This is a genomic window from Desulfosporosinus sp. OT, from assembly GCF_000224515.1.
GTDB lineage: Bacteria > Bacillota > Desulfitobacteriia > Desulfitobacteriales > Desulfitobacteriaceae > Desulfosporosinus.
On sequence record NZ_AGAF01000070.1, the window covers coordinates 1 to 421 of the forward strand.

The following is a 421-nucleotide window of genomic DNA, read 5'->3' on the forward strand; positions in this document are numbered from 1 at the left end:
TCAGAGGTCAGTTGTCAGAATCCAGAAGCCAGATTATTTCCATTTCAGGTGAAGAGTATATAACTGTTTGCCCAATTCATCATATCGCTCAAACAATCTCTTGAATACATCTTCTTGGATATAACCTAGATCTTTTGCTAATTCTAACAACACTTTTGTTTCGTCTTTTGACCCTTGTGCCATTGCAATTCAGAAATCAGCTGTCGGATACCAGATATCAGATACTTGTTCTGACCTCTGGCTTCTGCCCTCTGTATTCTGGAATTCCTAGTTCGTATTTTTCAAAGTCGGGGAATTTTAAGGTTAGCTTGTGTACTTCAAGTGCCAATTCATAAGAAATTTGATACACTCTTAGATCACGGTAACTTTCTATCATACTACCCTCTATTTCCGACTTCTGGCCTCTGTCAACTGACCTCTG

The 421-nt window shown here is 39.0% G+C and carries 2 protein-coding genes; both read right to left on the minus strand.

The annotated features are described in order from the left end of the window. Positions 1–33: 33 nt before the first annotated feature. On the minus strand, positions 34–183 hold the full coding sequence (locus tag DOT_RS32280) for a four helix bundle protein (RefSeq protein ID WP_009615755.1): 150 nt from the start codon (positions 181–183) through the stop codon (positions 34–36). Positions 184–217: 34 nt separating this feature from the next. Continuing rightward, positions 218–421 (minus strand): four helix bundle protein (locus DOT_RS32285; RefSeq protein WP_282433436.1); only part of this gene is annotated, 204 nt, incomplete at its 5' end.